General features: G+C 63.4%; 22 protein-coding genes. 10 read left to right on the forward strand and 12 right to left on the reverse strand.

Annotated features, from left to right (window positions below; genetic code table 11):
• Nucleotides 1-123 precede the first annotated feature (123 nt).
• Genes ttdB through CAF92_RS15860 form a run of 3 tightly spaced genes read right to left on the reverse strand, consistent with a single transcriptional unit; the run spans nt 124 to nt 3,020 of the window.
• A complete protein-coding gene (ttdB, locus tag CAF92_RS15850) occupies nt 124-732 on the reverse strand; it encodes a L(+)-tartrate dehydratase subunit beta (RefSeq protein WP_013972066.1) in 609 nt (202 codons plus the stop codon).
• Nucleotides 729-1,628 (reverse strand): L(+)-tartrate dehydratase subunit alpha, encoded by a 900-nt coding sequence (ttdA, locus tag CAF92_RS15855; RefSeq protein WP_080958421.1) that lies wholly within the window; start codon nt 1,626-1,628, stop codon nt 729-731. Before ttdA ends, ttdB begins: the two co-directional genes overlap by 4 nt.
• Before the next feature lie 54 nt (nt 1,629-1,682).
• Nucleotides 1,683-3,020, reverse strand: a complete 1,338-nt coding sequence (locus CAF92_RS15860; RefSeq protein ID WP_046613997.1) for a dicarboxylate/amino acid:cation symporter — start codon at nt 3,018-3,020, stop codon at nt 1,683-1,685.
• A 195-nt stretch (nt 3,021-3,215) separates the two neighbouring features.
• On the opposite strand from CAF92_RS15860, the gene CAF92_RS15865 reads away from it, so the two are divergent.
• Nucleotides 3,216-4,127 (forward strand): LysR substrate-binding domain-containing protein, encoded by a 912-nt coding sequence (locus CAF92_RS15865; protein ID WP_046613996.1) that lies wholly within the window; start codon nt 3,216-3,218, stop codon nt 4,125-4,127.
• A gap of 61 nt (nt 4,128-4,188) precedes the next feature.
• On the opposite strand, the gene CAF92_RS15870 is transcribed toward CAF92_RS15865, so the two are convergent.
• The 6 genes from CAF92_RS15870 to CAF92_RS15895 all read right to left on the reverse strand — a co-directional run bounded on the left by CAF92_RS15870 (nt 4,189) and on the right by CAF92_RS15895 (nt 9,282).
• Nucleotides 4,189-5,094, reverse strand: a complete 906-nt coding sequence (locus tag CAF92_RS15870) for a MurR/RpiR family transcriptional regulator (protein WP_046613995.1) — start codon at nt 5,092-5,094, stop codon at nt 4,189-4,191.
• 79 nt (nt 5,095-5,173) lie between these two features.
• Complete coding sequence (locus CAF92_RS15875) at nt 5,174-5,938, reverse strand: ABC transporter ATP-binding protein (RefSeq protein WP_085601332.1); 765 nt, start codon at nt 5,936-5,938, stop codon at nt 5,174-5,176.
• Between the two features lie 19 nt (nt 5,939-5,957).
• On the reverse strand, nt 5,958-7,070 hold the full coding sequence (locus tag CAF92_RS15880; RefSeq protein ID WP_085601333.1) for a succinylglutamate desuccinylase/aspartoacylase family protein: 1,113 nt from the start codon (nt 7,068-7,070) through the stop codon (nt 5,958-5,960).
• A 9-nt stretch (nt 7,071-7,079) separates the two neighbouring features.
• Nucleotides 7,080-7,778: an ABC transporter permease gene (locus CAF92_RS15885; protein ID WP_085601334.1), complete on the reverse strand. Its 699-nt coding sequence runs from the start codon at nt 7,776-7,778 to the stop codon at nt 7,080-7,082.
• Nucleotides 7,779-7,791: 13 nt separating this feature from the next.
• The gene (locus CAF92_RS15890; protein WP_085601335.1) at nt 7,792-8,481 is read right to left on the reverse strand and encodes an ABC transporter permease; all 690 of its coding nucleotides are present in this window, start codon (nt 8,479-8,481) and stop codon (nt 7,792-7,794) included.
• A 24-nt stretch (nt 8,482-8,505) separates the two neighbouring features.
• Nucleotides 8,506-9,282: an ABC transporter substrate-binding protein gene (locus CAF92_RS15895; RefSeq protein WP_046613990.1), complete on the reverse strand. Its 777-nt coding sequence runs from the start codon at nt 9,280-9,282 to the stop codon at nt 8,506-8,508.
• Nucleotides 9,283-9,562: 280 nt separating this feature from the next.
• Between CAF92_RS15895 and CAF92_RS15900 the strand changes: the two genes are divergently transcribed.
• Nucleotides 9,563-10,048 carry an isochorismatase family protein gene (locus CAF92_RS15900; RefSeq protein ID WP_085601336.1) on the forward strand — a complete coding sequence of 162 codons (486 nt, stop codon included), beginning with the start codon at nt 9,563-9,565 and terminating at the stop codon, nt 10,046-10,048.
• 184 nt (nt 10,049-10,232) lie between these two features.
• On the opposite strand, the gene catA is transcribed toward CAF92_RS15900, so the two are convergent.
• Nucleotides 10,233-11,132, reverse strand: a complete 900-nt coding sequence (gene catA / locus CAF92_RS15905; protein ID WP_085601337.1) for a catechol 1,2-dioxygenase — start codon at nt 11,130-11,132, stop codon at nt 10,233-10,235.
• A gap of 165 nt (nt 11,133-11,297) precedes the next feature.
• Entirely contained in the window at nt 11,298-13,001 is a 1,704-nt protein-coding gene (locus CAF92_RS15910) for a sigma-54-dependent Fis family transcriptional regulator (protein ID WP_085601338.1), read from the reverse strand.
• A gap of 373 nt (nt 13,002-13,374) precedes the next feature.
• On the opposite strand from CAF92_RS15910, the gene CAF92_RS15915 reads away from it, so the two are divergent.
• The 7 genes from CAF92_RS15915 to CAF92_RS15945 all read left to right on the forward strand — a co-directional run bounded on the left by CAF92_RS15915 (nt 13,375) and on the right by CAF92_RS15945 (nt 18,969).
• Nucleotides 13,375-13,632, forward strand: a complete 258-nt coding sequence (locus tag CAF92_RS15915; protein WP_085601339.1) for a phenol hydroxylase subunit — start codon at nt 13,375-13,377, stop codon at nt 13,630-13,632.
• Between the two features lie 55 nt (nt 13,633-13,687).
• Nucleotides 13,688-14,683, forward strand: a complete 996-nt coding sequence (locus CAF92_RS15920) for an aromatic/alkene monooxygenase hydroxylase subunit beta (protein ID WP_085601340.1) — start codon at nt 13,688-13,690, stop codon at nt 14,681-14,683.
• Nucleotides 14,680-14,949 carry an MmoB/DmpM family protein gene (locus CAF92_RS15925; protein ID WP_019097310.1) on the forward strand — a complete coding sequence of 90 codons (270 nt, stop codon included), beginning with the start codon at nt 14,680-14,682 and terminating at the stop codon, nt 14,947-14,949. Before CAF92_RS15920 ends, CAF92_RS15925 begins: the two co-directional genes overlap by 4 nt.
• Before the next feature lie 30 nt (nt 14,950-14,979).
• On the forward strand, nt 14,980-16,494 hold the full coding sequence (locus CAF92_RS15930; RefSeq protein WP_063913723.1) for an aromatic/alkene/methane monooxygenase hydroxylase/oxygenase subunit alpha: 1,515 nt from the start codon (nt 14,980-14,982) through the stop codon (nt 16,492-16,494).
• Nucleotides 16,495-16,559: 65 nt separating this feature from the next.
• Nucleotides 16,560-16,919: a phenol hydroxylase subunit P4 gene (locus CAF92_RS15935; protein WP_085601341.1), complete on the forward strand. Its 360-nt coding sequence runs from the start codon at nt 16,560-16,562 to the stop codon at nt 16,917-16,919.
• Between the two features lie 11 nt (nt 16,920-16,930).
• A complete protein-coding gene (locus CAF92_RS15940; RefSeq protein ID WP_085601342.1) occupies nt 16,931-17,992 on the forward strand; it encodes an NADH:ubiquinone reductase (Na(+)-transporting) subunit F in 1,062 nt (353 codons plus the stop codon).
• 77 nt (nt 17,993-18,069) lie between these two features.
• The gene (locus CAF92_RS15945; protein ID WP_085601343.1) at nt 18,070-18,969 is read left to right on the forward strand and encodes a transporter; all 900 of its coding nucleotides are present in this window, start codon (nt 18,070-18,072) and stop codon (nt 18,967-18,969) included.
• Between the two features lie 174 nt (nt 18,970-19,143).
• On the opposite strand, the gene CAF92_RS15950 is transcribed toward CAF92_RS15945, so the two are convergent.
• Complete coding sequence (locus CAF92_RS15950) at nt 19,144-19,842, reverse strand: pirin family protein (protein ID WP_013972071.1); 699 nt, start codon at nt 19,840-19,842, stop codon at nt 19,144-19,146.
• Nucleotides 19,843-20,017: 175 nt separating this feature from the next.
• Between CAF92_RS15950 and CAF92_RS15955 the strand changes: the two genes are divergently transcribed.
• On the forward strand, nt 20,018-22,534 hold the full coding sequence (locus tag CAF92_RS15955) for a UvrD-helicase domain-containing protein (protein ID WP_085601344.1): 2,517 nt from the start codon (nt 20,018-20,020) through the stop codon (nt 22,532-22,534).
• Nucleotide 22,535: the final 1 nt, after the last annotated feature.

Genomic DNA, 22,535 nt, shown 5'->3' on the forward strand with positions numbered 1-22,535 from the left:
CGGCTTGAAATGCACGGGCTGCTGCGTGGCCCATCGCGACACAAGGCCGCTCCTACAGGAGATCCCCTGTAGGAGCGGCCTTGTGTCGCGAAGGGCCGCAAAGCGGCCCCATGTCGCACGCAGTTACTTGATGAACCGCACCTGGCTGTTGATCTTCTCGATCACCGCCCCCTTGCGTTCGTTGAACCGGGCCTTGTTCTGCTCGAACAGGTTGTTGCCCTTGGTGTCGATGGAGATGATCAGCGGGCCGAACTCGCGCACGCGGTTAACCCACAGCGTCTCCGGCATGCCCAGGTCCTGCCATTCCGCCCGCTCGATCTCTTCCACCTGGGTCGCTGCCAGCACCGCGCAACCGCCCGGGAACACTGCATGCACTGCCATGTTCTCCAGGCAACCGGTCGTGGTTTCCGGGCCCATGCCGCCCTTGCCGACGATCAGCTTGACGCCGGTCTGCTCGATGAACTGCTTCTCGAACTTTTCCATGCGCATGCTGGTGGTCGGGCCGATGGAGACCATCTCGAAGCTGCCATCGTCCTTCTTCCTGACGATGGGGCCCGCGTGGAATATCGCGCCGCCACGCAAGTCGACCGGCAGCTCGCGGCCCAGCTCGATGAGCCGGCGGTGAGCAACGTCACGGCAGGTCACCAGTTGGCCGGTGAGGTAGACCACATCGCCCACGTTGAGGTTGGCCAGGTCTTCGTCGCTGATAGGTGTGCTCAGGATCTTTTTCACAGTACTACCCCTTCGTGCGAGAGGATGTCGTAGGACAGGTCGGCGTTGATGCGGATCTTGCCGCGGCGGTGCGCCCAGCAGCCGGTGGACACCGCCACACCGATGGTGGACGGGTGGCGGGCCGAAGACTCGATGTTCACGCCCATCACGCTGCTGTTGCCGGTAAGGCCCTGCGGGCCGATGCCGATTTCGTTGAGGCCTTCCTCCAGCAACTTTTCCATCATCGCCGCGCTTTCGTTGGGGTGGCTGGAGTCCACTTCGCGCAGGATGGCCTTCTTCGACAGGCGTGCCGCTGTCTCCACCGAGGTCGATACCCCTACACCCACCAGCAGTGGCGGGCAGGCATTGACACCGCGCGAGGTGATGACATCGAAGACGAACTCGGTCACCCCTTCATAGCCTTGCCCCGGCATCAGTACCTTGGCCGAGCCCGGCAGGGTGCAGCCACCGCCGGCCATGTACACGTCGATGATGGCGTAGTCGGCATCGGGGATGATTTCCCAGTCCAACCACGGGATTTTCGAGCCAGTGTTGGTGCCGGTGTTCTTCTCGATGAAGGTTTCCACCGCATTGTGACGCAGCGGCCCCTGGATGGTGGCTTCCCTGGTGGCGTTCTCGAGGATGCCTTCCATCTCGCCCAGCAGCGGGAAGCGCGCGCCTGCCGAGACGAAGTACTGGATGACGCCGGTGTCCTGGCAACTGGGCCGGTTGAGCTTGTCGGCGTATTCCTGGTTGTCGGCCATCGAGTCGTACACGGCGATGGCCAGCGGGTTGGTTTCGGCGGCGCGCAACTTGGCGGTCTTTTCCTTGACGTCGCGGGGCAGGCGCTTGCCGATATAAGCGGTGAACTTGGCCATCACGTCGGTAAGCGATGACACGGCTGTTTCTTTGTCCATGATTATTTCCTCACTGCATCACAAGGCGGGTTCTTTTTGCTGATTTTCGAAAGGTCAGGGTGCGGGTGTGCCGGCCTCCATGCGTGCGAGGGCAGGGTGCGGCGCAGCGGCTTCGGGTTCGGGGTCGGCCGGCAGCTGGCCGTCCAGGGCCTGGGCCATGCGCTGCTTGTCCAGCGCACCCACCCAGCTGGCGATGGCCACGGTGCCGACCGCGTTGCCGATGGTGTTGGTGATGGCCCGGGCTTCGGACATGAAGCGGTCCACGCCCAGCAGCAGGACCATGCCGGCGACCGGGATGTTGTCCATGGTCGCCAGGGTCGCGGCCAGGGTGATGAAGCCCGAGCCGGTTACGCCTGCAGAGCCTTTGGAGGTGAGCAGCAGCACACCCAGCACGATCAGTTGGTCCATCAGGGTCAACGGTGTGTTGGTGGCCTGGGCGATGAAGATGGCGGCCATGGTGTAGTAGATGCACTGGCCGTCCGGGTTGAAAGTAAGGCCCGAAGGGATCACCAGGCCGACCACAGGCTTGGACACGCCAACCTTTTCCAGCTTGTTCATCAGTTGCGGCACCACCGACTCGGATGAGCTGGTACCCAGTACCGTGAACAGTTCTTCCTTGAGGTACTTGAGGAACTTCCACAGGTTGAAGCCGCACAGCCGGGCGATGGCGCCCAGCACCACCACCACGAACAGGAAGCAGGTCAGGTACATGGTCGCCATCAGCTTGCCTAGCGAAACGATCGAGCCCAGCCCGTACTTGCCCACGGTGAAGGCCATGGCCCCGCAGGCGGCCAGCGGTGCCACGCGCATGATCATGCCGACGATGAAGAACATGCCGTGGGAGAACGCTTCAAGCACATCCACCATCGGCTTGCCGCGCGGGCCCAGGTGGGAGAGGGCGATGCCGAACAGGGTGCTGAACAGCAGGATCGGCAGGATCTCGTTCTTGGCGAAGGCATCGGTCACGCTGCCGGGTATCACGTGCAGCAGGAAGTCGATGAAGCCGCCGCTGTTGCCGGCTGCCGCGGCGGTGTAAGTGGAGATGCTCTTGGCATCCAGGGTGGCAGGGTCGACGTTCATGCCCTGGCCGGGCTGCACGATGTTGACCACCACCAGCCCCAGTACCAGGGCAAAGGTGGACAGCACTTCGAAGTAGATCAGCGCGCGCACGCCGACACGGCCGAGTTCCTTCATGTTTTCCATCTTGGCGATGCCCAGCACCACCGTGGCGAAGATGATCGGGGCGAAGACCATCTTGATCAGTTTGATGAAGGCATCACCAATGGGCTTCAGGTCAGCGCCAACCTGTGGCCAGAACACCCCGATCAGCACCCCGAGGGTTACGCCGATCAATACCTGTACGTAGAGCTTGCCGAACAATCGCTTGGCCATTGCCGTCTCCGAATTATTGTTGTGAGTCGGATTTATCTGGCGGCCGGGCTGCTCGTGAGGGTGCAGGTCACACCTGGCCTTGGCGGCCGAAGAGCCCAGCTTTGTTGTGGTTAATCACGCAGGGCAAAAGGTAATGGTTTTTCAAAAATGCTGTAATACAATGAAATTCAACTCATTATTTCCCTCAGGTTAATTATGAATCCGGTATCGGAGCTGGCGTTCTTCACCCAACTGATCAGGGTGGGAAGCCTGGCGGGCACTGCTCGCGAACTGAACCTGACCCCGCCAGCTGTCTCCAAGCGCCTGGCGCAGCTGGAACAGCGCCTGGGCGTGCGCCTGCTAAACCGCACCACACGCAGCATCAGCCTTACCGCCGAGGGCGAGACTTACCTGGTGAATGCCAAGCGCATACTGGGCGAGATCGAGGAAATGGAGCGGCAGGTGTCCAGCAGCCGCGCCGAGCCCAAGGGCTTGCTGCGGGTCAATGCGCCGCTGGGCTTTGGCCGAACTCACGTGGGGCCGGCGGTGTCATCGTTTGCCAAGCGCTACCCCGAGGTGGAGGTGCAGTTGCACCTGACCGACCGCCCCATCGCCCTGCCGAACGACGCCATCGACGTGGGCATCCGCTTTGGCGAGTTGCCCGACTCGCGGCTGATCGCCCGCAAGATCGCGGCCAACCGCCGGCGATTGTGCGCGTCGCCCGGTTACCTGGAGGCCCACGGTACCCCTGAGGCGCCGAAGGACCTGGCCAGCCACAACTGCATCGTATTGCGCCAGAACGACGCCGCGTTCGGTATCTGGCGGCTCAGCCGCGGCAAGCAGAGCGAGTCGGTGAAGGTGCATGGCAGCCTCAGCACCAACGATGGCGAGGTCGCCCTGAACTGGGCGCTGGACGGGCAGGGTATCCTGCTACGGGCCGAGTGGAACCTGGCCGACCACCTGCGCAGCGGGCGCCTGGTGGAAGTGTTGGGCGATTACCAGACGCCGCCTGCGGACATTTATGCGGTGTACCTGGAGCGCCTCAACCTGTCGGCCAAGGTGTCGTGCTTCGTCGAGCACCTGAGGGCGTTCTTCCGCCAGGGCGACAGCCGGGCGGCGTGGCAGTAAGGCCGTGTCAGGAAGTTGGCAAGCACTGCAATTGCCCAGCCGGCCTCCGATCATGCAGTGACTACTTTCTTGAAGCCTTGCCGCTGGGCACATGCAGATAGGACATCACGCTTTCTGTCAATTCTGTCGCCAGCTTCACCGCTTCCTTGTTGCGCGCCATGGCGCCGGCTACCAGCCCTTCTATCAGTGCCAGCACGGCAATGTTGGAGCTGGTAAGCACCGGATGATCGGCGGGCGCGAACAACACATGGTGAGCGATGGCTGTAAGGGGGGAAGCGGGCGAATCGGTAATCGCCAGCACCGTGGCATTGCGCTCGCGGGCAAAGCGCGACAGCTGGAGGGTGTCCTGGGAGTAGCGGGGCAGGGTAATCGCCAGCAGCACGTCCTGCTCGGTGATGGCAGCCAGACGGTAGGCGGCATTCTCGTTGCCACCCTCCATGCTGATGGCACATGTGTCCTTACAGAACGGTACCAGCGTCGAGGCCGCGAGGCCGGCCATGTAGACACTGTTGCCGAAACCCAGCACGTAGACTTTGCGTGCCGCGATCAGGTTGCTGACGAAGGCTTCGAACGCATCGGCCTGGTTGTTGCTGGCGGCAGTGGCCAGGTTGCTGCTGGCGCTCTGGATCTGCTCATGCAGCCCAAAGTCGCCACCGGGCCGCTGGGCCAGCTCATTGCGCAGTTTGTCCACGGGCGAGACCATTTGCTGCAAGGTCGTCACCAGCTCGGCTTTCATGCCGCTGTAGCCGCCCAGTTGCAGGGCCTTGGCCAGGCGATTGACGGCCGCTGGCGAAGTGCCCGTGGCTTGGGCCATGTCTTCGATCGTCAGGGTCGCTGCCTTCAGCGGGTGACGCAGGATGTAATCGGCAACCTTGCGCAGCGAAGGCGGCAGGTCGGTCAGGCTCTCCGACAACTTGCGCATGACTGGCGAGGCGTACACGGTGGTGTTTTTCGAATTGCTCGGCATGCGGCTCAACACTCCCTGAATGAGTGCCGTAGTGTATCCCAAGGCTTCCCCGGCAGCAGCCGGGGGCGCTTGTCGAGGCTTACTTGAGGCTGCCAGCAAGGAATTGCTGCAAGCGTTCGGACTGCGGACGAACGAGTACCTCGCGCGGATCGCCACGCTCCAGGGCCAGCCCCTGATGCAGGAACATGACCTGGTTGGAGACCTCGCGAGCGAAGCCCATTTCATGGGTGACCACCACCATGGTCCGGCCCTCCTGGGCCAGCTCCTGCATGACCTTCAGCACCTCGCCGACCAGTTCCGGGTCGAGCGCCGAGGTCGGTTCATCGAACAGCATCACCTCCGGCTCCATGGCCAGGGCCCGGGCGATCGCCACGCGCTGCTGTTCGCCACCGGACATGTGTGCCGGGTAGGTGTCACTGCGATGGCTGACGCCGACCTTGTGCAGGTAGTACTCGGCTTTGTCACGGGCGTCCTTGCGGCTCATGCCCAGCACATGCACCGGGGCTTCCATGACGTTGTCCAGGGCGCTCATGTGTGACCAGAGATTGAAATGCTGAAAGACCATGCTCAGCCGCGAGCGCAGGCGCTGCAGTTGGCTCGGGTCAGCTGCCCGCAGCCCGACGCGTGGGCAGGTGCGCAACTTCAGGCGTTCGCCATTGACCATGATCTGCCCGGCATTGGGTTGCTCGAGCAGATTGATACAGCGCAGGAAGGTGCTTTTGCCCGAGCCGCTGGAGCCGATGATGCTGATCACGTCGCCTGCCTTGGCCTGCAGCGAAACGCCCTTGAGTACCTGGTGGTTGCCGTAGCTTTTGTGCAGGTCCTGAATTTCCAGTTTGTTCATCGATGGGTACTCGTTGGTATCAGTCGCTGAGCAAGCGACCGTGGCGAATGGGCAGGCTGCCAGCGACTTTCGCCAGCCAGAGGCCCGGTTGGGCGAAGCGAAGGCGTTCGCGGGCATAGAGAATGCCGTCGGTTGTGGCCCTGACTACGCTGTGGCGGTCACTGAGCGGGTCGATGACTTCGAAGAGTGGGTCCCCGGTTCTAACCTGGGCACCCAGAGGTTGCAGATAGCTGACTACGCCGGGGTGTTCGGCATAGGCGTACTGGGCGCCGGCAAACGGCGTGGCCTGGCAGCAATGGGTCGGTGCCTCCGGCCATGGGCCGCTGACCAAGCCCTGGTCGGCCAGGTAGGCAAGAATGTGCTCTGCGTCGGCTTGGCAACGTTCTCGCTCGGTATCGGCCATGCCGCGCAGCTCGATGGTGGTGGCGATACAGGCCAACGGGATGTTTGCCTGCGTAAAATGCTCGGCCAGCTTCACCCATGGCAGCGCACAGGCTTCGTCGAACGCATTGCCGCCAGCATCCTCGGCCAGCAATGCAGCTTCAGCAGCCAGGCGTGCCGCCAGCGAGCGCAAGCGGGGCCAGTTTTGCGGCAGTGCATACAGCAGCATCACCGATTCGAAATCACAGTGCAGGTCCAGCACCACATCGGCGTCGCACGCATGCTGCAGAAGCAGGCGACGAAGGCCTTCGAGCTCCGATGGCGCAGCAGGCAGGTCGTGGAGGATGTCGAGCATGGTGCGGCGAATGATGGCCACGTTGGCCTCGCCATCCTTGCCTAGATGGCCCTCCAGGCGCCTGATAAGCGCTTCGGTCAGTGCCGGAAAATCGCGGTTGAAGTTCTTGCCGCTGCTGAACTCGAAACGGCCTTGATGGGTGGCCTGTAACATCTGGCCGATACCGATCGGGTTGGCCAGCGGCACCAGTTCTATCACGCCCGTGAGTCGGCCCTGGGCTTCCAGCTCGGTCAGACGGGCCTTCAATGCCACCGCCACGCGCATGCCGGGCAGTTCGTCAGCGTGCAGAGAGGCCTGAATATACGCTTTGCGCGGGCCGTTGCCGAAGCGGAAGAGGCGCAGAGTGCGCTGGGTACCGCAGGCACTCCAGGGCAGGATATGGTCGATTTGCTGCATGGATGCTCCTCAGTGCTTGCGTGGGGCCAGGTACGTCAGCCAGCGGCGCTCGGCCAGCTTGAAGAGGCGAACCAGCAGGAACGTCAGGGCCAGGTAGATCAGCCCCGCAGTAATGAATGCCTCGAACGGAAGGTAGTAACGAGCGTTGAAGGTTTTTGCCGCGCCTGTGATATCGACCAGGGTGACGATCGAAGCCAGGCTGGTTGTCTGTAGCATCATCAGCACTTCGTTGCTGTACTGCGGCAGCGATCGACGCAGGGCCGACGGCAGCAGGATGCGCCGGTACAAGGCCAGGCGCGACATGCCCATGGCACGTGCGGCTTCAACTTCGCCGTGCGGCGTGGCCCGCAGGCTGCCGGCCAGCAACTCGGCGCTGTAGGCGCTGGTGTTGAGGGCGAACGCCAGGCAGGTGCAGAAGGTTGCGCTGGACAGGTACGGCCAGAGCGGGCCCTGACGCACCAGTTCGAACTGAGCCAGGCCGTAATACACCAGAAACAACTGCACCAGCATCGGTGTGCCACGAATGACATAGGTGTAGAGCCAGGCCGGGTAGCGCAGCAGGCAGGAGTGCGAAACGCGCATCAGTGCCAGTGGGATAGCCAGTGCCAGGCCGCAGGCCAGGGAAATCAGCAGCACCTTCAGGGTCAGCGCAATGCCGTTCAGGTACAGCGGCAGGTTCTGCCAGATAAGTGGGTAGTCAAGCATCATGCAAACCTTCCCTTCATAGGTCGGCGGCTTTGAAGCCGAACGAATAACGCTTTTCCACGCTGCGCAGCAGGACCAGCGACAGGCTGGTCAGCAGCAGGTAGAGCCCAGCCACGGTGAGGAAGAACGTGAACGGTTCATGGGTGGCATCGGCTGCGTTCTTGGCCTTGAACATCATGTCCTGCAGGCCGATCACGGAAATCAGCGCAGTCGACTTGATCAATACCAGCCAGTTGTTGGTGAAACCCGGCAGGGCCAGGCGCACCAGCTGCGGCACGCTGATCCGCCAGAACACCTGGAGGCTGCCCATGCCAAAAGCGGCCCCCGCTTCGGCCTGGCCCTTGGGAATGGCGAGAAACGCCCCGCGAAAGGTCTCCGAAAGATAGGCACCGAAAATGAAACCCATGGTGCAGACTCCGGCGATGAACGGGTTGATGTCGATGTACTGCTCGTAGCCCAGTGCCAGCGCAAGACGGTTGATCAGGTCCTGTCCGCCATAGAACACCAGCAGAATCAGGACCAGGTCAGGAATACCGCGCACTGCCGTGGTGTAGATCTCGCCCAGGGCTGCCAACCATCGCAGTGGTGACAGCCGGCAGGCGGCGCCGACCAGGCCGAGGCTGATGGCCAGGGCCATCGCCATCAGGGCCAGGCTGATGCTTAAACACGCGCCATCGAGAATGCTCGATCCGTAGCCGTGAAGCATGATGAAAGTCCTCGTCAGCCGGGGTCATTGGCCGTAGATATCGAACGGGAAGTACTTGCTCTGCACTTGCTGGTAGGTCCCGTTGGCGCGAATGGCCGCAATGGCGGCGTTGAAGCGCGCCAGGTTGGCGCTGTCCCCCTTGCGCACGGCAATTCCCGCACCCCGACCGAAGTAGCGGGGGTCGTTTATATCCGGACCGACAAGCGCAAAACCTTGGCCGGCGGGCGTCTTGATGAAGCTCTCTTCGGTATTGACGATGTCGGCGAGGGTGGCATCCAGCCGCCCCGCGGCCAGGTCGAGGAAAGCTTCGTTCTGCGAGGCGTAGCGCACGACCTCGACACCTGCACTCTCCAGCTGCTCGGTAGCGAAGCGGTCATAGGTGGAGGCGCGCTGCACGCCGAGTTTCTTGCCCTTGAGGTCCTGCATCGGGTCGCTGATCTGGCTGCCGGACTTCATCGCGAACTTGCCCGGGGTGTGGTAGTACTTGTCGGTAAAGTCGACGGACTTGAGCCGGTCTTCAGTAATCGACATTGACGACAGCACGGCATCAATCTTGCGCACCTTCAACGACGGGATCATCCCGTCGAACTCCTGGATCACCCACTGACATTTGACTTGCATCTGCGCGCACAGGGCGTTGCCGATGTCGTAGTCAAAGCCGGCGAGTTCGCCTTCGGGGGTGCGGTAGGAGAAGGGCGGATACGCCACTTCGATCCCGATGCGCAGGCTGCCTTCGTCAGCCTGGGAAAGTGCGCTGCAGGCACAGAGTGCCAATGCGCCTAGAAGTCCGGTCTTGTTCATATTCTTGACTCCGGTGGATAGGGCGGTACCAGCCTGGGCCCATTGTGGGGCTCGGTTCGGCAGGAAGAAAAATGACACGTTTAATTTCACAAATCAATATTAATGAAAATATATGTGTCAGTTTGGCGGCTGCCGGTCATCCGGCGTGCGCGGAGGTGGGGAAGATGGCTGCTGCGTGAGGCGTGGGTTGGCCAGGCGTATCGTGTCCGGGCCCGCTGGGCGACCACGGCACTTGCATCACGCTATACTCCGCGCCTTTTGCCAGCACCGGAATCCGCCCATGCGCCAGGTTTTGCTCATCGTCGATGTCCAGTCCACCTTCAGCCCGCCCGAGTGGCTGGTCGATGGGCTGCGCCGTTTGTCGGCGAACATCCCCACTATCGCCTCGGTCGAGTTGCACGACGAACAGGTCACGCCGTTCGAGCGCCAGCTTGGCTGGCACCCGGCGGCCGAGGACGACAGCCTGGTCGAGGCCGACCAGGTGTTCGTCAAGCATGGCTACGGGCAGAGTGCAGAGGCCATCGAGTACATTCGGCAACTGGGCGTGGAGAGAGTGCTGGTATGTGGGCTGCAGACCGAAACCTGCGTGCTGGCCGCGGGTTTTGCCCTGTTCGACGCGGGGCTGATGCCCACCCTGGTCACGGACATGACAGTAGGATCTTCGCTGGACAGGTCGGGCAAGCTGGGCATCGACCTTTGGAAGCATCACTTCCGCCAGGTCACCACCTCGGCCGAGGTGTTCGCTGAACTGGCCGCACGAGGCTAGTGCATGTCGTCATCATGCGGGGTAGCTTTAGCCGCGAAGAATCCAACGCGGAGCATGGCACCGGCTGCGCCGGTGTTCGCGGCTGAAGCCGCTCCCACAGAGTCCCTGCCAATTCAATGAGTCGTGTGCAGTTCTGCGGGAGCGGCCTTTGTCGCGAAAGGGCTGCATGGCAGCCCCGGCAATCTCAAGCTGTTTGCATGGCCCGCGGCCGCTGGCTGCGTTGCTCGTCATCCGCATGCGCTGCCGGCTGCAGGCAGAAGTCGAACACCACCCGCGCCACGCCGCCCTCGAGCCGTTCCACCTCGCCCACCAACCCGTCGCGGGTAGCATGGGCAAAGTCATCCCACAGGTACGCGTCACCCGCCAGGTTGATCTGTGTGGTCAGGTGCCGGTACCCCGGTGCACTGATGAAGAAGTGGATATGCGCAGGGCGCTGGCCATGCCGGCCCAACTGGTCCAGGCAGGCCTGGGTCGGGCCATCGGCCGGGCAGCCGTAGCCGCTCGGGACGATGCTGTAGGCGCGGTAGCGGCCTTGGGCGTCGGTGACAATGCGGCGGCGCAGGTTGTAGGCCGACTGGCCGGAATCGAAGTAGGAATAAAGGCCTTGGGTATTGGCGTGCCACACGTCGACGATAGCCCCGGCCAGCGGCTGGCCGGCCAGGTCCAGCACCTGGCCTTCAAGCAGCATCGGCTGGCCTGGGTCACGGCCGTCGTCCAGCCGCGCCTCGCCTTCGCACAGCGGCGCACCGGCCACGTACAGCGGACCTTCGATGGTGCGCGGGGTGCCGCCGGTATGCCCAGCCTGGCTGTCGCGGGCATCGCTGAGCAGGTCGAGGAAGTGCTCCAGGCCAAGGCCGGCCATCAGCAGTCCGGCTTCGTTGCGGCTGCCCAAGCGGTTGAGGTAGTCGACAGCGGTCCAGAATTCGTCGTCGCTGATCGCCAGGTCCTCGATCAGCTTCGCGCTGTCCTGCAGTATGCGCAGCACGATCTGCTTCAGGCGTGGGTTGCCCTGGTCGTTGCCAACGCCTGCCGCTTTCGCGAAGAAGGCTTGTACTTCGGGGGAATGGGAAATCGCTACTGTCATGGTTGCCTCACCGGTCGTTGTTGTTTTGCGGTGCAAGGCTCGAAGCAAATGCGATGCCATATTCATAACTGTTTGATATAAAAAGAATTTTTATTTTTCACTTACCGGGTGCCGGCGCGCGCTCGATCATATGATCAATTCGCACCAGCACCATTGCGCAAATGCTCAAGGCTTGTCGGTCACGCTTTCGCCTGGGGCTTTCTTCAGCCGATAGGCCAGGGCCGGGCGGGTCATGCCGAGCAGGCGCGCGGCTTCCGAGACGTTCTGCCGGCAGCGCTGCATGGCTTCCTGCATCAGCGCTTCCTCGACGGCATCCAGGCTGGTGCCGCTGTCGAGAATCTGTGCCACCCAGCCGGGCGCGGCCTGGTCACTGGCCGCCACCAGCCGACCATCGCTGGCCAGGCCGATGCTGTCGGCGGCCGGTGGCGCATGCGGGAACAGTGCATCCAGGCCGATGCTCTGGTTTTCGTCGGTGATGATCACGCCGCGTTCCATGAGGTTTTCCAGCTCGCGGATGTTGCCCGGCCAGTCGTACTGCAGGCACACCTCCAAGGCCCGGTCGCTGAGGCCACGGGTTTTCTTGCCGTAGCTCTGGTGCAGGCGGCCGAGGAAGTGCTCGATCAGCAGCGGGATGTCTTCGCGGCGCTCGCGCAGCGCCGGGACATGCACCGGGAACACGTTCAGGCGGTAGAACAGGTCGGCGCGAAAACGCCCGTCCTTGACCGCCTGTTCGAGGTTTTCGTGGGTGGCGGCGATCACCCGTACATCCACCGGCCGCGTGCGGCTGTCACCCACCCGTTCCAACTCGCCCTCCTGCAGTACGCGCAACAGGCTGGCCTGCGCGCGCGGCGTGAGCTCGACGATTTCATCGAGGAACAGGGTGCCGCCGTTGGCCCGCTCGAAGCGGCCCATGCGCGCCTGCTGGGCGCCGGTGTAGGCACCTTTCTCGACGCCGAACAGCTCGGCCTCGATCAGGTCGGGCGGGATGGTCGCGCAGTTCAGCGCCACGAACGCCGCGCCGGCGCGCTCGCTGCGCAGGTGCAGGCTGCGGGCGATCACCTCCTTGCCGACCCCGGTTTCGCCCAGCAGCAGCACCGAGGCCTTGCCCGGGGCCACCTTGTCGGTCAGTGCGCAGCAGCGCCGGTACACCGCCGACTGGCCGATACCGTAGAACTGTCCCGACTCGTACTGCAGACGCTGGCGCAGGTTGGCCACCTGCACCTGCAGCGATTGCAGCTCGTCGATCACCGGGTCGCTCTGGAAGTAGCGCAGGAAAGTCTCGGCATCTTCCCACTGTTCCACCGGCTTGCCGATGATGCGGCATTCGCTGCCACCGCAGCCGCGGCAGCTGACTTCCTTGTAAAGCACCTGGCGACCGAGGAAGAACGAGCTGTAGCTGATCGCGTAACCCAGCAGCATCCAGCACACCGGCTGCTCGGAATGCAGGCCTTCGGACTGGCAGTTTTCCACCTCGAAGGAGTCCTGCCACTCGATGTCGGCGTAGAAGTGGCCGCTGTCCATGTCGATTTCCAGCTGTAGCGGGCGCACCTTGACCATGCCCTTGAGCGAGTGCAGCTGGGGGCCGATGAAGAACATCTCCACCGGGTTGCCGTTGGGGCGCAGCTTGCGCGCCAGTTCGGCGTCCTTCAAGCCCGACTGGTAGCCCAGGCGCAGGAAGAAGCCCTTGGCCCGCTCCACACCGAGCATTTCGATCAGCTCGCGGCGCATGCTGGCCATGGTCGCGGCCTGTACCAGCAACATTCGCTGCTCGTCCAGCCAGATCTTGCCTTCGGTGCCGAGGAACCGCACCCGTTCGGTAAGGTCCTTCAGCGCCGGTGCAGGCTCCGGCGCCCTGTACTGGGTAATCATTCGCTTGCGCCCCTTGCTTGTAGTTGTATGGGGAGGTGGCGTGCGCCCCGCTCAGGCAAGGCGGGTACTGGGCGCGCCGGGACGACCGCGGCGCTGCAGGCAAGGCTCGGGTCGCTCTTTTACTAAACCGCCTGAAAGCGGCGCAGAAGTCAATCGCCGGTCTTGTTCGCCATTTGCTCGAAGCGCCCTGGCCCGATTGAGCAAATGATCAATCGGGCCGGCTGTGGCGCGTCGGCCGCACAGGCGGTGGTCAACCTATCCATGATTAAAAAATTTTAAAAAACAATTGGTTATGTCTTGGCTTTGAGGTTTTTCAAGCGCCTGGCACAGCCGTTGCTCTAGTCCTTGGCACGTCCAACCGGAGCACCTGCGCATGACCCCAGCCACCACACCCTTCGAGCAGATGCCGCGTTACGTCCGCGTACGCAGCGAGCCGGACTCCACCTTTGTCGAGTTCGACTTTGCCATCGGTTACCCGGACCTGTTCGTCGAACTGGTCCTGCCGCGTACTGCCTTCGCCAGCTTCTGCGCCAGCAACCGGGTCCGCCACATGGACGCTGCGATGGTCGCCGCCGTCGATGCCGACATGCAGAAGTGGCGCTATGGCGAAAGCCGCGACGAGGACGAATGAAGCGCCGTTTGTCGGCACGTTGCATCCCCACAACAACAAGTACAGGACGCCTTGCATGAGTATCGAGATCAAGACGGCCACGGTCGAGCCGATCCGCCAGACCTTCAGCCATACCCGCCGCCGTTTCGGCGACAAGCCGGCCAGCCGCTACCAGGAAGCCAGTTTCGACATCGAAGCGGCCACCAATTTCCACTACCGCCCGCTGTGGCAGCCCGACAAGCTGCTCAACGACCCCAGCCGCACCGCACTGCAGATGGCCGACTGGTACGCCGTCAGCGACCCGCGCCAGTACTACTACGGCACGTACGTGCAGGCCCGGGCGCGCATGCAGGAAAACGCCGAGCACAGCTTTGCCTTCTGTGAAAAGCGCGAGCTGCTGGCCAGCCTGCCGGCGGCAACCCGTGCCCTGGTCGCACGCCTGCTGCTGCCGCTGCGCCACGCCGAACTGGGCGCCAACATGAACAACAGCGGCATCGCCGCCGACGCCTTCGGCACCAGCGTCACCCAGATGCACATGTTCCAGGCCATGGACCGCCTGGCCATCGCCCAGTACCTGTCGCGCATCGGCCTGCTGCTGGAGGACGATGGCCTGGCACTGCTGGCCGAGGCCAAGCAGCGCTGGCTGGACGATCCGGCCTGGCAAGGGGTGCGGCGCTATGTCGAGGACAGTCTGGTGATACGCGACTGGTTCGAGCTGAGCCTGGCGCAGAACCTGGTCAGCGACGGCCTGGTGTACCCGTTGCTGTTCGAATACTTCGATGCGCAGCTGGTGGCCGCCGGGGCAGGGCAGCTGGGCATGCTCACCGAATTCATGCGCCTGTGGTTCGCCGAGAGCCAGCGCTGGGTAGATGCGCTGGTCAAGACCGCGGTCGCCGAGAGCCCGCACAACCGCCAGCTGATCGAAGGTTGGGTCAGCCAATGGCGCGGACGAGCCGTGCAAGCGCTGCTGCCGCTGGCCGAGACCGGCCCCGGCCGCGACGCGCTGGATGCCTGCGACAGCGCCTTTGGCGCACGCCTGAAAAAGCTCGGCCTCAGTGGAGACGCCGCATGACTTCCCTCGTCTACATCGCCTTCCAGGACAACGACAGCGCCCGCTACATCGTCGAGGCCATCACCCAGGACAACCCCCACGCCCAGGTGCAGCACCAGCCGGCGATGATCCGCGTACAGGCCGAAGGGCGCCTGGAAATCCACCGTGCCACGGTGGAAGAAAAAATCGGCCGTGAATGGGACGTGCAGGAAATGCTGATCGACGTGATCACCCTGGGTGGCAACGTCGAGGAAGACGAAGACTGCTTCGCCTTGCACTGGAACTGATCCGCACACGACAAGAACCCGGAGACCACCATGGCCGCCAAGCGCCTCAACCAGAAAGACAAGTACCGCTGCCTGACCCGAGACCTGGGCTGGGAGCCGAGCTACCAGAGCAAGGACGCCATCTACCCCTACGAGCGGTTCGAAGGTATCAAGATCACCGACTGGGACAAGTGGGAAGACCCGTTCCGCCTGACCATGGACGCCTACTGGAAATACCAGGCCGAAAAAGAGAAGAAGCTGTACGCCATCTTCGATGCCTTTGCCCAGAACAACGGCCACCAGAACATCTCCGACGCCCGTTACGTCAATGCCCTGAAGTTGTTCCTGAGCGGTGTCACGCCCCTGGAGTACCAGGCCTACCAAGGCTTTGCCCGGGTGGGCCGGCACTTTGGCGGCGCCGGTGCGCGGGTGGCCTGCCAGATGCAGGCCATCGACGAACTGCGCCACGTGCAAACCCAGGTGCACGCCATGAGCCACTACAACAAGCACTTCAACGGCCTGCATGACTTTGCCCACATGCACGACCGGGTGTGGTTCCTGTCGGTGCCCAAGTCGTTCTTCGAGGATGCGCGCACGGCTGGGCCGTTCGAGTTCCTCACTGCCATTTCGTTCTCGTTCGAGTACGTGCTGACCAACCTGCTGTTCGTGCCGTTCATGTCGGGCGCGGCGTTCAATGGCGACATGGCCACGGTCACCTTTGGCTTCTCGGCGCAGTCCGACGAGGCCAGGCACATGACCCTGGGCCTGGAGGTGATCAAGTTCCTGCTGGAACAGCACGAGGACAACGTGCCCATCGTGCAGCGCTGGATCGACAAGTGGTTCTGGCGTGGCTATCGGTTGCTGACCCTGGTCGGGATGATGATGGACTACATGCTGCCGAACAAGGTGATGTCCTGGGCCGAAGCCTGGGAGGTGTACTTCGAGCAGGCCGGCGGCGCGCTGTTCAAGGACCTGGAACGCTACGGCATTCGCCCGCCGAAGTATGTAGAGCAGACCACCATCGGCAAGGAACACATCAGCCACCAGGCCTGGTCGATCTTCTACCAGTACAGCCAGGCCACCAACTTTCACACCTGGATCCCCACCGACGAGGAACTGGACTGGCTGTCGGCCAAGTACCCGGACACCTTCGACCGCTACTACCGGCCACGCTACGAGCACTGGCGCGAACTGCAAGCGCGCGGCGAGCGCTTCTACAACCCGACGCTGCCGATGCTGTGCCAGGTGTGCCAGATTCCGCTGGCCTTTACCGAGCCGGATGCGCCCACGCAGCTAAGCCACCGCAGCCTGGTGCATGAAGGCGAGCGTTACCACTTCTGCTCCGATGGCTGCTGCGACATCTTCGCCTTCGAACCGGAAAAGTACGTGCAGGCCTGGCTGCCGGTGCACCAGATCCTGCAGGGCAACTGCGGTGGCGGCGATGTCGAGGCAGTGGTGCGCGACTACTACAACATCGCCCCCGGGCAGGACAACTTCGAGTATCAGGGCTCACCCGAACAGCAGCGCTGGCAGGCCGTGCAGGGCACCGAGCGCCAGGCCGGCTGAGCCACTGAAGCGCCAGGGCGCCGTTGCTGCGCCCTGGTTCCGACAAGAACAAGAGGAACATTGCCATGCCCGTGACCGCCATCGGCACCTACACTGCCCAACCCCTGGACCGCCAGGCCAACTTCCACGGCGCCCAGCTGGTGTACCTGTGCTGGGAGAACCACTTGCTGTTCTGCGCACCCTTCACCCTGCCGGTGGACCCGGCGCAACCCTTCGCCGCCTTCATCGAGCAGGTAGTCAAGCCGGCCATTGCCCTGCACCCGGATGCCGTCCGGGTCGACTTTACCGTGGCGCGCTGGCGCCTGGACGAGCAGCCGTTCAGCCCTGACCTGGCCTGTGGCCTGGCCGCCAACGGTATCGCCCACAAAAGCCTGCTGCACCTGCATACCCCTGGCCTCGAAGGCCTGGGCGGCAGCCATAACTGAGGAATGCTGCCATGAGCTACCAAGTCACCATCGAACCAACCGGCGAACAGATTGAAGTGGAGGAGGGCCAGACTATCCTCGAGGCCGCCCTGCGCCAAGGCGTGTGGCTGCCGTTTGCCTGCGGCCACGGCACCTGTGCCACCTGCAAGTGTCAGGTGCTCGAAGGCGAAGTCGACCTGGGGGGGGCCTCGTCATTTGCGCTGATGGACATGGAGCGCGACGAGGGCAAGGTGCTGGCCTGTTGTGCCATCCCGCAGAGCGACCTGGTGATCGAAGCCGACATCGATGTCGACCCGGACTTCGCCGGCCTGCCGGTGCAGGACTACCGCGCCGTGGTCACCCGGCTTGTGGAATTGTCGCCGACCATCCGCGGTGTTCACCTCAAGCTCGACCGGCCGATGGCCTTCCAGGCCGGGCAGTACGTGAACCTGCTACTGCCGGGCATTGAAGGCACCCGGGCGTTCTCCCTGGCCAACCCGCCGCAGCAGGCCGACGAGTTGGAGCTGCATGTGCGCCTGGTGGAAGGCGGCGTGGCTACCGGGCACATCCACCGGCAGCTCAAGGTGGGCGACGCACTGGAGCTGTCCGGCCCTTACGGGCAGTTCTTCGTGCGCAGCTCGCAGCCGGGGGACCTGATTTTCATCGCTGGTGGTTCGGGGCTGTCCAGCCCGCAGTCGATGATCCTCGACCTGCTGGCGCGTGGCGACACCCGGCGCATCACCCTGTTCCAGGGCGCCCGCACCCGTGCCGAGCTGTACAACCGCGAGCTGTTCGAGGCGCTGGCTACCCGGCATGCCAATTTCAGCTACGTGCCGGCCCTCAGCCAGGCCGCCGAGGACGTGCAGTGGCAAGGTGTGCGCGGCTACGTGCACGACGCGGCCAGGCAGCATTTCGAGGGCCGTTTCAACGGCCACAAGGCCTACCTTTGCGGCCCGCCACCGATGATCGATGCGGCCATCACTTGCCTGATGCAGGGGCGCCTGTTCGAGCGCGACATCTTCATGGAGCGCTTCTACAGCGCCGAAGACGGTGCCGCCGACGGCCAGCGTTCGGCCCTGTTCAAGCGCATCTGAACCCTGTGCTGCCCGGCTCCCTGACCTGCGGGGGGCCTGCGTGCACCCGACCGATAACAACAACAAAGGTTGACCCGATGAACCCGACCCTAGCGAACCTGCTTCGCCTTGCCGTGTGCGCCTCGTTGTTTGGCGCTGCCAACCTGTCCCATGCCACCGAAGGGGGCGGCACCTCGTACCCGCTGGGTGCCGAAAACTACATGTCCGGCGCCATGCCGCCGCCGGGCTTCTATGGCCAGCTGTTCGTCAACCATTACGAAGCCGACAACCTGCGTGGCAACGACGGGCGCAAGCTGCCGGTGGACTTTCGCGTGCGCGCCAACGCCATCGTGCCGCGGCTGATCTGGGTGAGTGACTACACGGTGCTGGGCGCCAGCCTGGCGCTGCATGCGATCGTGCCGCTGGTGGACGTCAAGGTGTCGCTCAATGGTCAGTCGCAGCGCAACAGCGGCCTGGGCGACGTGATCTTCGGCCCGGCGCTGGGCTTTCACCACAGCGACAAGTTCCACAGCATCCTGGCTTTCGACATGATTGCCCCCACCGGCCGCTACGACAAGAATGACCTGGCCAATCCCGGGCGTAACTACTGGGTGTTCGAGCCGGTGTATGCGATGAGCTATGTCGACCCGGCCGGGCTCAATCTGGATGCCAAGGTGATGTACGACTTCAATCGCCGCAACCCGGCCACCGATTACCGCTCGGGCCAGGAATTTCATGTGGACTATGCCGTGGGTTGGGGGCTTGGGAATGGTTGGGTGCTGGGGGTAGGGGGGTATTACTACCGGCAGACGACAGACGACAATCAGGATGGCGAGCGCATCGACGACAACAAAGGGCGCAGCTTTGCCGTTGGCCCGTCAATCAAGTACAGCGGCAAGGATGGCTGGTTCGTGACGGCGAAATGGTCGAAGGAAACCGGAGTGCGCAACCGCGCACAGGGTGATGCCTACTGGTTGAAGCTGACCTTGCCCTTCTGAAAAGGGGCTGCTGTGCAGCCCATCGCCGCGGTTCGTGCCACGGCAAGCCAGCCCCCACAGGGACCATACAGGCCTTACATCAATTTTCAGGCCTGCATGGTTCCTGTGTTAGCTGGCTTGCCGGCGATGAGGCCAGCACAGGCAATACAAGGCAGCCTGAACTGGCCCGATCCATCAGGCCACATCCACCAGTACGATCTCGCTGTCCTCGATGGCGGTAACCCGCAGCACCTCCTCCTGCTCGATCGCCACGCCATCGCGCGCCTTGGCACGCAGCCCGTTGACCTCCACCAGCCCCTTGGCTGGCACCAGGTAACCCCGGCGAGCGGTATCGAAGCGGTACTCGGCAGTTTCACCGGCCCGCAGGGTGGCAGCCACCAACCGCGCATCGGTGCGGATCTGCAGGCTGTCCTCATCGCCCGCACGGCCGCTGGCCAGGGTTACGAAGCCTTCGCCACGCTCACCTTTGGGGAACGGCCGGGTACCCCATTGCGGTGCTTCGCCGGTGCGCTCCGGCACGATCCAGATCTGGAAAATACGCGTGTCGACGTCTTCCAGGTTGTACTCGCTATGCACGATGCCAGTGCCGGCGCTCATCACCTGCACGTCACCGGCTTCGGTACGGCCTTTGTTTCCCAGGCTGTCCTGGTGGCTGATCGCGCCTTCACGCACATAGGTGATGATTTCCATGTCGCGGTGCGGGTGCGGCGGGAAGCCGCTGCCGGCGGCGATCAGGTCGTCGTTCCACACCCGCAGGTTGCCCCAGTGCATGCGCGCCGGGTCGTAGTACTCGGCAAACGAGAAATGATGGTGGGCATCGAGCCAGCCGTGGTTGGCGTGGCCGAGGCTTTCGAACGGTCGCAGTTGCAGCATGGTCGTGCTCCTTGAATCAGTGGAATGAGGCCATGATGCGTCAAAGAAGCATCGAAAATAAGCGTAAATATCGGCTTAAAATAATCAGTAAAATAGATTTGTTGCGATGGCGTGTTTTATCCGTTTCATCGCCTAATCCACTGATTTGCATGCATTCGCTGGCGATTTTTTGTCGATGCGGCGAACATGCCCGCTGTTTTTGTTTTTCAACGGAGTGACCGTGGCCCACGAGCAACCCCAGGCCCCCGCCGACCTTGCCCCTCCTGCCCAGCTGCCTTGGTTTCGCCGCCTGGCGGCCCGCCTGCTGGGGCGTGGCCTGACCCGCTTGCAGGCCCAGCACCGCGACTCCTGGTTCCTCGGCCATGTCAGCGGCCAGCGCAGTGGCCATGCCGATGGCGTGCGTGAAGGGTACGAACGCGGGCGGGTGGAAGGTTACGAGGCCGGGCGCCAGGTTTTGGTGATCCGCGATACCCGGCCCGACACCGCCGCAGTGCCGGGCCGGGATGACAACCTGTTCGATGACTGGCGCCTGCCGCTGACTGCCGAGCTGAAAAAGCGCTTCAAGGCCGATGTCGCCCAGCGCCTGCCCGCCGAGGCGCAACCCAGTGCTGCGCAATGGAAGCTGATTTTCAGCGACACGCCATCCACCTGCGTGGTGGCGGGGGCCGGGGCGGGCAAGTCCACCTCGCTGGTGCTGCGCATCCTGCTGTTGCGCCACTACCTGGGCTATGAGCTGGATGCGATGACCGTGGTCACCTTCACCCGCGAGTCGCGCAAGGACTTCATCAAGCGCCTGCTGCAAGTGTTCGCCCTGTGGCAGATCAACCTGCAACCGCTGCAGGCCCGCGAGCTGGTGCGCACGTTCCACTCGCGCATCCTGCCGCTGGTGCGCAGCCTGCCGGGCTTTGGCCAGGTGCGCGCCTTCGAAACGCTGGGCAACGAGATGCCGGCCGGGCGTGAGGCCGAGGCCGAGAGCAACCCGTTCGACCTGCGCCTGAACGATGCTCAGCGCCAGCAGCTGAACCAGTGCTACAGCACCCTGCTGGGCGAGAGCCCGCGTTTTGCCGAGCTGGTCGGCCTGTTGCGCAGCGAAGCCCTGCAGCTGAAGCCGCTGGACCCGAACAATCCCGAAGTGCAGAAGCGCGCTCAGGTAACACAACTGGCTGCCCAGCGCGACGAAGAACTGTGTGACGTGATCGAGGACCTGTGGTTCGCCGCCGGCGCCTGGCCGATCAAGGGCATCGAACCCTGCCGCGAGACCATCCAGATCCGTGGCAGCCGCTTCCATGTACATGGCCGCCTGGCCGGCCAGGGGCCTTTGCTAGTGCTCGGCTTCGACCCGGCGGAAAGCGCGCAGTATCAGCGCCCCGGTGCCAAGCTGACAGTGCGCGCCGAGTGGGCGGTCAAGCGCACCCTGTTGCAGGCCTTCTGCGACCAGCCGCTGATCTGGCTCGACAACTACGCCATGGCCCGGCGCCTGGCGGCTTCGCTGGCCGGTGATGCCGTGGCCGGCCCCGGTTTCGAATACAAGGTCAAGGGCGAGCTGGCCCCGGCGCCGCTGCTCGATGCCTTTGTCGGTGCGGCGAATTTCATCGAGAACCTCGGCCTGGAGGTGAATACTGCCGTGGCGGCGATGAGTTTCCCGTCCGGCGACAGCGATGCACTGTTCTTCGAGGCCCTGGCTCTGTACTGGAAGGCCCTCGAGGCGCACCTGCTGGACCAGTCGCCGCCAGTGATGAGCTACAACCGCATGTTCGCCTTGTTCGGCGAGAACAACCCGGAAAACCTGCAGCTGCTGCCCGACCCGTTGCTGCGGCCGCTGGCGCACCTGATGATCGACGAGTTCCAGGATGTGTCACCGCAGATTGTCAGCTGGCTGCGTGCCAGCCTCGCCGAGATCCGTCGTCGCGGGCCGGCGATGCACACCGGGCGCCATGCCCAGCACTCGTCACTGCTGTGCGTGGGCGATGACTGGCAGTCGATCTACGGCTGGCGTGGCAGTTCGCCCAAATACTTCATGGAGTTCACCAAGGCCTTCCCGTCGCCGGCCAACACCCGTGTGATGCTGGTCGACAACTACCGTTGCCAGCAGCAGGTTATCGACGCGGCCGAACACTTGGTCAAGGGCACCCCGGCGATTGCCGGAAAGAAAGCTCGGGCCAGCGGCCCGGCGGCCGAGCTGCCAGGTTCGCCGGTCAAGGTGTTCGACCGAGACGAAGCTGCCCTGGGTGAAACGCTGCTCGAGCACTACCAGCGTGGCGAGACAGTGATGATGCTGTACCGCAAGGGCAGCGACAGGGCGCTGATGAACGAGCACCTGCAAGGCGTGCTGCACGCCGAGGCGGCGTTGCCGACCGAGCAGCGCCGGCTGCGCCAGTTGACCTACCACAGTGCCAAGGGCTTGCAGGCCGATGCGGTGTTCATGCTGGGCGACTGCCAGTACCTGACCAGTTCACCCTACAAGAACCAGGTGTATCGCCAGGCCGGGCTGGGCAGGCCCGGTGATGCCCAGCCGTTCGATACCGCACAGAAAGAAGAGGTGCAGCGCCTGGCCTACGTGGCGGTGACCCGCGCGGTCAGGCACTGCTATTGGCATGTGGAGGCGGCCAACGCAGAGGCGGCGGCAGCGCCGCGTGCGTCGAGCCAGGTGGATGGGCGGCAGGCCTTCTTCGAAGACCTGCGGGGTCATTGAT

The organism is Pseudomonas sp. B10(2017) (assembly GCF_002113295.1).
GTDB lineage: Bacteria > Pseudomonadota > Gammaproteobacteria > Pseudomonadales > Pseudomonadaceae > Aquipseudomonas > Aquipseudomonas pudica.